11 protein-coding genes are annotated in these 11,869 nt (G+C 67.9%); 5 read left to right on the top strand and 6 right to left on the bottom strand.

The window, feature by feature from the left end:
• Positions 1-7: 7 nt before the first annotated feature.
• Positions 8-268 carry a hypothetical protein gene (locus ACTVZP_RS06225; protein WP_443211244.1) on the top strand — a complete coding sequence of 87 codons (261 nt, stop codon included), beginning with the start codon at positions 8-10 and terminating at the stop codon, positions 266-268.
• 72 nt (positions 269-340) lie between these two features.
• On the opposite strand, the gene ACTVZP_RS06220 is transcribed toward ACTVZP_RS06225, so the two are convergent.
• Positions 341-793 (bottom strand): GAF domain-containing protein, encoded by a 453-nt coding sequence (locus tag ACTVZP_RS06220; RefSeq protein ID WP_443211243.1) that lies wholly within the window; start codon positions 791-793, stop codon positions 341-343.
• A 124-nt stretch (positions 794-917) separates the two neighbouring features.
• On the opposite strand from ACTVZP_RS06220, the gene ACTVZP_RS06215 reads away from it, so the two are divergent.
• From ACTVZP_RS06215 to ACTVZP_RS06205, 3 genes are all read left to right on the top strand, one after another.
• The gene (locus ACTVZP_RS06215) at positions 918-1,241 is read left to right on the top strand and encodes an STAS domain-containing protein (protein WP_443211242.1); all 324 of its coding nucleotides are present in this window, start codon (positions 918-920) and stop codon (positions 1,239-1,241) included.
• Complete coding sequence (locus ACTVZP_RS06210) at positions 1,231-1,743, top strand: ATP-binding protein (RefSeq protein WP_443211241.1); 513 nt, start codon at positions 1,231-1,233, stop codon at positions 1,741-1,743. Before ACTVZP_RS06215 ends, ACTVZP_RS06210 begins: the two co-directional genes overlap by 11 nt.
• A gap of 345 nt (positions 1,744-2,088) precedes the next feature.
• Entirely contained in the window at positions 2,089-3,666 is a 1,578-nt protein-coding gene (locus tag ACTVZP_RS06205; protein WP_443211240.1) for a gamma-glutamyltransferase family protein, read from the top strand.
• Between the two features lie 51 nt (positions 3,667-3,717).
• Here ACTVZP_RS06205 and hspQ read toward each other — a convergent pair whose 3' ends face one another.
• On the bottom strand, positions 3,718-4,044 hold the full coding sequence (gene hspQ, locus ACTVZP_RS06200; protein WP_443211239.1) for a heat shock protein HspQ: 327 nt from the start codon (positions 4,042-4,044) through the stop codon (positions 3,718-3,720).
• A 276-nt stretch (positions 4,045-4,320) separates the two neighbouring features.
• On the opposite strand from hspQ, the gene ACTVZP_RS06195 reads away from it, so the two are divergent.
• Positions 4,321-4,902, top strand: coding sequence for a transglycosylase SLT domain-containing protein (locus ACTVZP_RS06195; protein WP_443211238.1), 582 nt, complete (start codon positions 4,321-4,323; stop codon positions 4,900-4,902).
• Positions 4,903-5,039: 137 nt separating this feature from the next.
• Here the strand turns inward: ACTVZP_RS06195 and ACTVZP_RS06190 are convergent, their stop codons facing one another.
• From ACTVZP_RS06190 to ACTVZP_RS06175, 4 genes are all read right to left on the bottom strand, one after another.
• A complete protein-coding gene (locus ACTVZP_RS06190) occupies positions 5,040-5,678 on the bottom strand; it encodes a LolA family protein (protein WP_443211237.1) in 639 nt (212 codons plus the stop codon).
• A gap of 109 nt (positions 5,679-5,787) precedes the next feature.
• A complete protein-coding gene (locus ACTVZP_RS06185) occupies positions 5,788-9,084 on the bottom strand; it encodes a DNA translocase FtsK 4TM domain-containing protein (RefSeq protein ID WP_443211236.1) in 3,297 nt (1,098 codons plus the stop codon).
• A 10-nt stretch (positions 9,085-9,094) separates the two neighbouring features.
• Entirely contained in the window at positions 9,095-10,273 is a 1,179-nt protein-coding gene (locus ACTVZP_RS06180) for an aminotransferase class I/II-fold pyridoxal phosphate-dependent enzyme (RefSeq protein WP_443211235.1), read from the bottom strand.
• 223 nt (positions 10,274-10,496) lie between these two features.
• Positions 10,497-11,822, bottom strand: coding sequence for an amidase (locus tag ACTVZP_RS06175; protein WP_443211234.1), 1,326 nt, complete (start codon positions 11,820-11,822; stop codon positions 10,497-10,499).
• Positions 11,823-11,869: the final 47 nt, after the last annotated feature.

The following is an 11,869-nucleotide window of genomic DNA, read 5'->3' as shown; positions in this document are numbered from 1 at the left end:
GAGAGACATGAGCGACGCCACGACCACCCGCGACCACGACGAGATCCGCAAATGGGCCGAGGCGCGCGACGGCCATCCCGCCAAGGTCGACACCGGCGGAAAGGGCGGCATCCTGCGCATCGACTTCGGCGAACCGGAAGACAGCCTCACCCAGATCGACTGGGACGAGTTCTTCCGCATCTTCGACGAGAACGGGCTTTCGTTTCTCTATCAGGAGAAGACGAAGGACGGCGGACAGAGCCGGTTCAACAAGTTCGTCTCGGAATGACGCATCCGGCGACAGCCGGTTCAGGCTCGGAAGGCCCCGCCGTCGCATGGCCTCCCTTCTGGCGACAGCGCGTCACCGGGCGTCGCGGAAGGTGCGGTCCAGCAGCGCCTGAAGCCGCTGCGCATCCTCTTCGGTGAAGGCCGCCGGCGTGTTGCTGTCGAGGTCGAGCACGCCCAGAAGCTGCCCCTCGCCATTGCGGACCGGCAGGACGATCTCTGACCGCGTGGTCGAGGAGCAGGCGATGTGGCCGGGGAAGGCATCGACGTCGAGCACGAGCTGCACCGCGCCGGTCCGTGCCGCCGCTCCGCAGACGCCACGGTCGAAAGGGATCACGAGGCAGCCGTGCGAGCCCTGATAGGGTCCGATCTTCAGCATGCCCGGCTCGGTGACCCGGTAGAAGCCTGTCCAGTCCGAGAGCGGGTGGGCGTGGTGGATCTCGCAGGCGACGGTGGCCATCAGGGCCACCGCGTCCCGCTCGCCGTGGCAGAGCGCGTCGATCGACTGTTCAAGCTGGTCGTAGTCCATGGTCCGTCCGAAGAAGGCTGCGGGGAGGGACAGGATAGGCCGCCGGCAGTGTGAACGGAAGGCGTCGGTTACCCTATGTCAACCCTCCGGCCCTAGTGTTGCTCCGCAGATAAAGGAGCGGGGCATGAGACTTGAAGCGGAAGAGCGCGGGGACCTTCTGGTGGTGCACGTGCAGGAAGAGAGGATCGACGCGGCGGCGGCGATCCAGTTCAAGGACAGGATGCGTGAGGTCGTGGTGACGCCGGCTCCGCGCGTGCTGCTCGACCTGTCGAAGGTAACCTTCCTCGACAGCAGCGGGCTCGGGGCAGTCGTTTCCGTGATGAAGCTTCTGGGGCCCGAGCGTCGGCTGGAACTGGCCGCGCTGGCGCCGGTCGTGCAGAAGGTCTTTCGACTGACCCGGATGGACCGTGTCTTCACGATCCACGAACAGGTGAGCGATGCCTACTGACGCAGGCATCTCCACCGGTCGGGCCGTCGCCAGATTTCTTCTGGCGAGCAATCCGCTTGCGGTCCGCGAGGCGCTGGCGAGCATTCGTCGCTCGGCTCCGGTCTGCCTGCTTCCGGACGAGGACGCCGACGCGGCCGAGGTGGTGCTGGCGGAAGTGCTGAACAACTGTGTGGAACACGCCTATGCCGGGGCGCGGGGCGAGATCGAGGTTTCGCTCGAACTGGTTCGAAGGTGGCTCTTCTTCGAGGTCAGCGATCTTGGGCGGCCGATGCCGGGCCGGTGTCTCGTGGTTCATGGGGACGTGCGCTCTCACGCGGGGGTAGCCCTGCCCGAGGGGGGCTTCGGTTGGTCGATGATCCGTGCGCTTGCGCAGGACTTTTCCTACAGACGGGAAGGCGGGAGGAACCGGCTGATGTTCCGGATGCGTCTCGATCAGCGTCATGGCTGCGCTGAAGGTGGCTTTCTCGAAACGCTGCAGGCCTATCCCTCTGCCTTGCCGTGATGCACGGCCGCCTCGGATGCCGTGTGCGCCTTGCCCGGAGCAGGCCGGGAATGCCAGGCCCGCCATGATCGGACGAGGATGTGTCAGAGCCAACGTGGAGCGGCGAGGCCTGCTCAGCCTCATCCTTTCGACTGATACCGGCATTGCGCCTGCTTCGCTCATTACCGCATTCCGGCCGGATTTCGGCTGCGAATCTGCCGCAACGCGGGTTCATGGTGATCCTGTAGCGACTCCAAGCTTCCCTCGGCGCCCGGGCTTCCTCCCCCACCTGCTCCGGCGCCGAGGTTCCCGACTTGGAAATTGCCGCTTGCGCTTCTAGGCTTCCTCCGGACCGAGGAGGATGACATGCGCGATTTCCACCAACCGGGCCGCTCGGCCGTCTATGCCAGCAACGGCCTCTGCGCCACCTCGCATCCGTTGGCCTCCAAGGTTGCCGTGGACATCCTGCAGGCTGGCGGCAACGCGGCGGATGCCGCCATCGCGGCGGCCGTGCTGCTCGGGATCTGCGAGCCCCAGATGACGGGGATCGGCGGCGATTGCTTCGTTCTGCTGAAGCCGCCGGGCGAGGACAGGATCGTGGCCCTCAACGGCTCGGGGCGAGCGCCTGCGGGCCTCTCGGCGGCCCTGATGCGCGAACGGGGACACAAGGTCGTGCCGGTCTGCGGGCCCGAGGCGGTCACGGTGCCCGGGGCCGTCGACGCCTTCTGCCGCCTATCCGCCGATTGGGGCAACCTCGAGATGGCGCAGGTGCTGGCTCCGGCCATCCGCTATGCAGAGGAGGGCGTTCCGGTTGCGCCGCGCACCGCCTTCGACTGGGCCGAGGCGGCACCGCTGCTGCAGGGGGCGGCGCGGCAGTACTACCTGCTGGATGGCGCCCCGCCCCGCCCCGGACAAATCTTCCGGGCGCCCGGCCAGGCCGAGGTCCTGCGGCGGATCGCGGCGCAGGGTCGCGCCGGCTTCTACGAGGGTGAGATTGCCGAGGACATGGTGACCTCGCTCCGCTCGGCGGGCGGCTCGCACATGCTGGAGGATTTCGCCTCCACCGCCTGCACCTATGGCGAGCCGATCTCTGGCCACTACCGCGGGATCGAGCTGGTCGAGCACCCGCCGAACGGCCAGGGCGCTACGGCGATCCTGATGCTGAACATCCTCGCGCAGTTCGATGTGGCCGCCCTGGATCCGTTCGGGACAGCCCGCGCCCACCTGGAAGCCGAGGCCGCCAAGCTCGCCTATGACGCCCGCAATCGTTTCCTCGCTGATCCGTCGCACGTCCGGCGCCTTGCCCACATGCTCTCGCCGCAGACGGCCGAGCGGCTGGCGGCGCTGATCGATCCCGCGAAGGCGATGCCGGCCGCCGCCCCGCTTTCCGAGGCCGTCCACCGCGAGACCGTCTATCTGACGGTCGTGGACCGCGACCGGATGGCCGTCTCGCTGATCTACTCGGTGTATCACAGCTTCGGCTCGGGCCTCGCCTCCTCTCGGTTCGGGATAAACTTCCAGAACCGGGGCGCCGGCTTCTGCCTGACCGAAGGCCACACCAACGAGGCGATGGGCGGCAAGCGCCCGATGCACACGATCATCCCCGGCATGATCCGTCGGGACGGACGGGTGATCATGCCCTTCGGGGTGATGGGCGGGGCCTACCAGCCTGCAGGGCACGCCCGATTCGTCTCGAACCTCGTGGATTTCGGCCTCGACGCGCAGGAAGCCATCGACGCGCCGCGCTGCTTCTCCGGGCCTGAGGGCATGCTGGTCGAACGCGGCTATTCCGACGAGGTGCGCGCGGAGCTTTCAGCCATGGGCCACGCGGTCAGCATTCCGCACGAGCCCATCGGCGGAGCGCAGGCGATCCTTATCGGAGAGGATGGCGTGCTCGTCGGTGCCTCCGATCCGCGCAAGGACGGTTGCGCCCTAGGCTACTGAGGCCGCAAGGCGCACCTCAAGAGGGCGCCTGCCCGACGACGCGGAAAGCCGTCAGTTCAGCTGAAACTGCAACGGATAGCGGCCATCCTCGAATTCTCCGAAGAGTTCGGCCAGGTCGGGATGCTCGACCGGCTCGCCCGTGTCGTCGGGCACGAGGTTCTGCTCGGAGACATAGGCCACGTAATAGCTCTGCTCGTTCTCGGCCAGCAGGTGGTAGAAGGGCTGATCGCGGGATGGCCGGCTGTCCTCGGGGATCGCGTCATACCATTCCTCGGTGTTCGAGAACATCGCGTCCACGTCAAAGACGACGCCACGGAACGGATGCTTCCGATGACGGAGCACCTGTCCCAGATGATATTTCGCCTCTGTCTTGAGCATGTCACGCACCCCCGACGATTCCATTATTCCCCCTGCCATCCATTTGTCCACAGCGACCCTTTGCAGGCCAGGAAACAGTATGTGGCGTCCATCCTTGCGATAGCCGTTCGCGACGAAAGGCACGTCTCGGCCGCAGCCTGTTCCACCACGTCAATGGCCTGCGGCGGGGACAGTTCCGGGCGCTCGCATTTTTCTGATGAGGCGTGCCGCCGCGGCCATTCCCCCCTTGTCCGATTTGGCTTATCCTGCAGGCAAAAGAGAACACGCGAGGGGCAGATGAGCAGACTTCTCCGCGCGGCCATACTGCTGGTCTTCCTGGCTTCCTGCGGCGGCGGACGCTACTCCCCGCCCCGCGATCTGGAAAATGCCTGCAGCATCGTCGCCGAACGGCCACAATATTATCGCGCCATGAAGACGACCGAGCGCCGCTGGGGCGTGCCGGTCTCGGTCCAGATGGCGACCATCCACCAGGAATCGAAGTTCGTCGGCAACGCCCGGACGCCGCATCAGTTTCTCCTCGGGATCATCCCGATGGGGCGGCAAAGCTCTGCCTATGGCTACAGCCAGGCGCTCGACGGCACCTGGGAGGACTACATGTCCGAGCGCAAGAAGCGCCGTGCCCGCCGCGACCGCATCGAGGACGCGACCGACTTCATGGGCTGGTACATGGACGGCACCACGCGCCGTCTCGGCATCCCCAAGTGGGATGCGACCAACCAGTATCTCGCCTATCACGAGGGCCGGACCGGCTTCGCCCGTGGCAGCCACAACACGAAGCCCTGGCTTCTGGCGGTGGCGCAGCGCGTCGGGGATCGCGAACAGCGCTACCGGGCGCAGCTGGCCTACTGCCGCCGCTGACGCGAATATGGCCCCTCCGCCATCCGGCGGGGCGGCCTGACCCCGGCCGGCCTGCACCGGATGTCACCGCTCGCGGCGGTCCACGGCGGCAGAAGGGCCGATCCTCCCCCCACGATGCGATCAGTCGGCTCCCCGCGCTAGCGCGCGCGCTTGGCGGCCTCGGACTGGATGCTGAACAGCGAGGCCGGCAGGTTGCCGCCCTGCTTCATCTCGCCCAGGATGACCGTCGTCTGGCTTCCCGCATCGTCGGTAATGACCCACTGGCGCAAGGCCACCGGGTTGCCCGTGAAGACCATCTCGATGGTGCCGTATTCGGGATGCGCCGGATCCTGCGCCACCACGCGGGTCGTGTTCTTGTCCTCGCGGTGACCGACGACCATCCGCGCCCGTCCGAGGTCGATGTGCGAAGCGAGGATGAGGCTCAGCGGCGTCCGGCTGAGCGGATACTGCTCCGGCGGCTGGTTCGACTTGGCGTCGAAGATCGCGACCTGTCCGCCGCCCGCCATCACCAGGCTCTTGTCCGGTGGGGCATATTCGAAGCGGACCCGGCCGGGCCGCTTGATGAAGATGCGGCCGGTCGAGATCGATCCGTCGGCATTCACCTGAGTGAAATCGGCCTCGGCGCTGCCCAACCGGTTCAGATAGGCGGAGATGGCGGACAGCGGGATCTTCTCGGCCGCTGCCGGCAGCGCGAGGGCGAGAAGCGCCAGGGACGCAAGGATCAGACGCAGTGTTTTCATGGTGATGAAGCTAGTCGCTCCCCCTTGGCTGCGCATCCCCGCCGCCATCACGTTGCGGCGAGAAAGGTTTCACTCGCATCGCCCCACCCGGATCCGCCCCGACCGCAGCGGCCGGTGGGAGATCGCGGCCCCTCCCCGTTCAGCGTCACTGCTCGGGGAGCAGGATCTCGCGCTTGCCGACGTGGTTGGCTGCGGTCACCACGCCCTGCTCTTCCATCTGCTCGACAAGCCGCGCGGCCTTGTTGTAGCCGATGCCCAGCTTGCGCTGGATGTAGGAGGTGGAGCACTTCCGGTCCTTTGCAACAATGGCCACTGCCTGATCGTAAAGCGCATCCTCGGAATCCGTGTTGCCGCCGAGCCCGAGAACCGCGTCGATATCGTCCGCGCGGTCATCCACGGGGCCTTCCACCACGCCGGACATGTAGCTCGGCGGGCCGAAGCTCTTGAGGTGGTTCACGATCTCCTCGACTTCCTCGTCGCTGACGAAGGGGCCGTGGATGCGGGTGATCTTGGCGCCGCCCGCCATGTAGAGCATGTCGCCCATGCCGAGGAGCTGCTCGGCCCCCTGCTCGCCGAGGATGGTGCGGCTGTCGATCTTCGAGGTGACCTGGAAGCTGATCCGGGTGGGGAAGTTCGCCTTGATCGTGCCGGTGATGACGTCGACGGACGGGCGCTGCGTCGCCATGATGAGGTGGATGCCGGAGGCCCGTGCCATCTGCGCGAGGCGCTGGATGCAGGCCTCGATCTCCTTGCCCGCCACCATCATCAGGTCGGCCATCTCGTCCACCACGACGACGATGAAGGGCAGCTTGACCGGCTGGAGGTCCTCGGTCTCGAACACGGGCTCGCCCGTATCCTCGTCGAAGCCGGTCTGGATCGTCCGCTTGAACATCTCGCCCTTTTCGAGCGCCTCGGCCACACGGCCGTTGTAGCCCTCGATGTTGCGGACGCCGAGCTTCGACATCTTGCGGTAGCGCTCCTCCATCTCGCCCACGACCCACTTGAGGGCGACGACCGCCTTCTTCGGATCGGTGACGACGGGCGAGAGCAGGTGCGGGATGCCGTCGTAGACGGAAAGCTCCAGCATCTTCGGGTCGATCATGATCAGCCGGCATTCCTCGGGCGTCAGCTTGTAGAGGAGGCTGAGGATCATGGTGTTGATCGCCACCGACTTGCCCGAGCCGGTGGTGCCCGCGATCAGCAGGTGGGGCATCTTGGCGAGGTTCGCGACCACCGGCCGCCCCGCGATGTCCTTGCCCAGCGCCAGCGGCAGCCGCATGGCGCTGTCGCCGAAGTCTCGCGCGGCGAGGATCTCGCGCAGGATCACCTTTTCGCGGCTGGCATTCGGCAGTTCGATCCCGATCACGGTCCGGCCCGGAACCGTCGAGACGCGGGCCGACAGCGCCGACATCGACCGCGCGATATCGTCCGCAAGCCCGATCACCCGGCTGGCCTTCAGGCCCGGAGCCGGTTCGAGTTCATAGAGCGTGACGACGGGGCCTGCCTGCGCGTCCACGATCTCGCCCTTCACGCCGTAGTCGTCGAGCACGGATTCGAGCATCCGCGCGTTCTCCTTCAGCGCATCGACCGAAAGCGTGTTGCGCACGACCGTCGAGGGACAGGTCAGCAGCGAAAGCGGGGGCAGCTCGTACTGCACCTCCTGCTCCTCGAAGCGGAGCTTCGGCTGCGCCTCGGCGACCGCCTGCCGCGAGGGCTGCACCTTGACCTGCGGCATCTGCACGGCAACTGACTTCTCTGGCGGACGCGGAACGGCGGCCCTTGCCTGCGGCTGCGCAAGGTCCAGCGACCAGTCGGTTCGGTCGTCGAAATCCTCGTGCGGAAGCCACTCGGCCTCGTCTTCTGCATAGGCTGCCATATCGGGGTACGCCTCATGCCGGTCGCGGTGGACGGCCGGCTCGGGCGCGTCGTCGTCGGCATGTTCGGCATAGGCGAGCTGTTCGCGCGCCGTGAGCAGCGGTTCCTCGCCGTCGAGCGGCTCGTCGTAGGCATCCGGATAGGCGTCGTGCATCAGCCGCGGCGCATGTGCCGGCGTGGCGGCGGCCTCGAGCGCGCTCATGGCAAGACGGACCGTGGCGCCGCCGGGAATGCGCGAGGCGACCATGCCCGAGGCGAAGCGGATCTTCTCGCCGATCCCTGCGACGACCGGAGGCTCGGGCGGCAGATCCATCGGGGCGCGACGGCTCGCCACCATGGGCGCCGGACCGGAGCGCCGGCGGGCTACCGGCGGCTCGCGGCGAGCGATGGCCGCAGCGATGGGCGAGAGCGGACCCGTCGACTGGCGCACGCGCGACCGGATCACGTCGTTGATGCGGGCCTTGATCCGGTCCTCGGACGGACCTTCGGCGCTGGCAGCAGCGTCCGAAAGCACCGGCTCGACCAGTTCGGCTTCGGGATCGGCCACGCGGCGGATGATCTGCGGCATGCGGGACAGAAGACCTGCGCGCTCGCGCGGAGCAGGCGGCTGCGCGGGCTCGGCGTAGCGCGGTTCTGCGCGCAGGCTGTCGGAGCGCAGCGTGGCCGGGCGGCCCCACGCGGCCTGCTCGACAACGGCTTCGGGATCCTCCTCCGCAGCCTGGCTGGCGCGGAGCCGGTTCAGAAAGCCCATGCGCGGGGCAGGTGCCGGTTCCGGCTCGGGCTCCGGATCCCGGAAGCGGCTGCGCGGGCGCGGCATGGCCTCGGCCCGTGCATCCGAGCGGACGGCGGCATCCACCGCCGAACGGCCTTCAAGATGCGCGCGGATCTTCTCCTGCACCAGCTGCGCCGCCTGAGCGGACCCGCGCCCCGCAAGCTGCAGCGCCGCGTTGTACGTCACGACGAGGCCCACCAGCAGGAACTGCCCCACCTGCCGCAGTTCGCGCAGGTCGAAGCCGCAGACGAAGAGGCCCATCGCGACAAGGCCACCGCCCACAAGCAGCGACAGCAGCTTCAATCCGTAGGCGGCGGGCAGCGGCACGATCTCGAGGAGCGCGCCCAGCACGGTGTCCCCGAAAAGCCCTCCAAGGCCAAAGGAATGCGTCCACTCCGGGCCCGGCACGTGGGTGGCCGCGTAGATCGAACCGAGCGCGATGGCGATGACGGCAAAGACGATGCGGCCCAGCGCCCGCTCCTCACCCCGGTGGAGGAGGAAGCGCGCGCCCCAGGCGGCCGAGATAATGGGCAGCCCCCAGGAGCCCTTGCCCGCGATGATCATCAGCGTCGAAGCGATGGCCGCCCCGATCCGGCCGAGCGCATTCCTTGCGGGCTCGTCGGTCGCCACCATCCAGCCCGGATCCTCGGGCGAGTAGGTGGCCAGCATCAGCATGAACAGGAAGGCCACGACCAGCAGGCCGATTCCCAGCAGTTCGCGCCCGCGGCGTTCCAGCATCGCCTGCATGTTCTGGTCCAGAAGCGGGTCGCGCTGCCGTGCGTGATAGGATGCCATGCTACCGTCCTTACCCGTAAAGGCAGTCGCGGAGCCGCACCAGCCCGCGCTGCATTTCGTCCTTGGGGGCCACCATCGCGACCCTGATGTAGCCCTTGCCGGGATTCTCTCCGCCGACCTCGCGGGCGAGATAGGCTCCGGGCAGCACCCGCACCCCCGTCTCGGTCCAGAGCTTCAGCGCCGCCTCTTCGCCATCGGGCACCGGCAGCCAGAGGAAGAAGCCACCCTCCGGCCCCATGTAGCCTTGAAGGCCCGAGAAGACCTCGTCGGCAATGCGGAATTTCTCCTGGTACAGCGCGCGATTGACCTCGACGTGAGATTCGTCGGACCAGGCACGTTCGGACACCCGCTGCACAGGAAGCGGCAGCGGCGCGCCCGCGAAGGCGCGAAGCTGGCGGATGCGCAGGATTCCCTCGGCCCCGCCCGCGACGAAGCCCGAGCGCAGGCCCGGCAGGTTCGACCGCTTCGAGAGCGAGTGGAAGGCGAAGACCCTCTCGGGATCCGTGCCGGTGGCCTCCGCCACCTCGAGCGCGCCGGAAGGCGGCGCCGTGCGCCAGATCTCGGAATAGCATTCGTCTGCGAAGATGCGGAAATCGTGCGTCTCCGCCAGATCCATGAGGCTCGCCCAGTAGTCGCGCGAGGCGACGGAGCCCTGGGGATTGGCCGGCGAGCAGAGATAGGCAAGGGCCGTCCGCTCGAGGATCTCGACGGGGAGACCCGCATAGTCCGGCAGGAAACCGTTCGACGCCAGCGCGGGCACGTAGACGGGTTCCGCCCCGAGCGCGAGCGCCGCCATCGCGTAGACCTGGTAGAACGGGTTCGGCATCAGCACGACGGGCCGCTTGCCGCGCTTCTCCTCTGGCACGAGCGCGAGCGCCGCGTTGAACAGCCCCTCGCGCGTGCCGTTCAGCACCATGAGCCGCTCCGGCGCCACCTCGACCCGGTAGCGGCGCTTCAGCCAAGCGGCAATGGCCGCCAGAAGTTCCGGAGTGCCGTCGTTTGGCGGATAGACGTTGAAGCCCTGCAGGCTCTCGGCCAGCACGGGTCCCACGAAATCCGGCATCGCGTGCTTCGGCTCGCCAATGGTCATGGCGATGGGCTCGCCCCCCGCAGCATGCGAGTCGAGAAGCTTCCGCAGACGCGGAAATGCGTAATCTGGCAGGTTCGAAAACCGCTCGGGGAATGCCATTGACTGCCTCGTGGTCGGGGTCGTGTCGCCCCGTTTTGTCGCAGGATAGCGGCAACTTGCCGGAGGGTCCAGAAAAACGCCCAACGGCGTCAGGCGTGCCCGGCGCTGTGGCTTTTTCGCCGTCGAGGCAAGAATGTCGCCTGGCATGACCCCGGACCCGAACATCCGGCAGGCGCGGCTCCGCCGACGTCGGGGACGCTCCGGACCGGGGCTCTCGCTCCCCTCAGCCCAATGCCCGTTCGGCGGCCGCCCCCAGCCGCAGCAGATGCTCCTCGCGGAACGGGCGCCCCATGAGCGAGATCCCGCAGGAGGGCTGACCGGTCGGCAGCGTAAGGACCGGCAGGCCCATCAGGTTGCCGATCCGCGTGTTCCGGAGCGCGAGGAGATTCTCGGTGACGTAATAATCCTCGTCAGTCATCAGGCGGTTCGCAACCGGCGGCAGGATCGGCGAGGTCGGCACGAGCACGGCGTCATAGGCAGCCGTCCGCAGGCTCCAGACAGCCCGCAACTCCTCGAGCCGCTGCCAGCAGCCGATGAAATCCGCAGCCGAGACCGAAGAGCCCGACCGGAACCGTTCGAGGATGCGGGGGAACATCAAATGGGGTGCAGCCTCGATCACCTCCGCCCAGGTGGCATAGGCCTCGCCCGTGAAAAGCGGTCCGGCCAGAGCCATGGCCTCGGACACTTCGGGCGCGGATCCGCGCTCGATCCTCGCCCCGGCCCGGCCCAGCCGGTCGAGCGCCTCCTCGAAGCCGCGCGCCGGCGCCTCGCGCAGGTCGTCCAACGCCACGGTCTCGAGGACGAGGAACCGCGCATCCGTCAGCGACGCCCCGCGCAGGTCCGGCGCCCGTGCCCCTTCGAGGGCAGCCATCAGCAGGGCGCAATCCTCGGTGCTGCGCGCGAGCGGCCCCACCGTGTCGAAACGGGCGGCCAGAGGCACGACCCCCTTCAGCGAGAGGCGGCCCGAGGTCGTCTTCAGGCCCACGAGATCGTTCCAGGCCGACGGGATCCGGACCGATCCACCCGTGTCCGAGCCGATGGCCGCCGGGGCGAGACCGAAGGCCACCGAGGCCGCGGCCCCCGAGGAGGAGCCGCCCGGCACAGCCACCGGATCGTTGACGCAGGGAGGCGTGGCCGTCACCGGATTGAGCCCGAGCCCCGAAAAGGCCAGTTCGGACATGTGCGTCTTGCCGAGACAGACGAGACCATGAAGCGTCGCCGTCTCGACCACCTCCGCATCCTGGTCCGGCACCCGCCCCCGCAGAAGGGCCGAGCCCGCCTCGGTCGCGGTGCCGGCGGTGTCGAACAGGTCCTTCCACGACACCGGCACCCCGTCGAGCGGCCCCCGGCGCAGGCCGAGCTTCGCCCGCTCCGCCGCGGCCATCGCTTCGTTCCGCGCCCGCTCCGGCGTCATCCGCGCATAGATCCGGTCGTTCTCGGGATGATCGGCTGCCGCATCGAGGAAAGCCTCGGTCAGTTCGACGGGATGGATCTTCCCGGCATCGATGCGCCGCCCCAGTTCCGCCGCCGTCATCCACAGCCAGTCCATCGCGTTCTCCCTGTCTCGACCGCGGACGGTAACCGCGCGGGCGTCAC

It is taken from the genome of Rhodobacter sp. NSM (genome assembly GCF_052244495.1).
In the GTDB taxonomy this organism is placed as follows: Bacteria; Pseudomonadota; Alphaproteobacteria; order Rhodobacterales; family Rhodobacteraceae; genus Cereibacter_A.
This window is presented reverse-complemented; position numbering and strand designations above follow the sequence as displayed.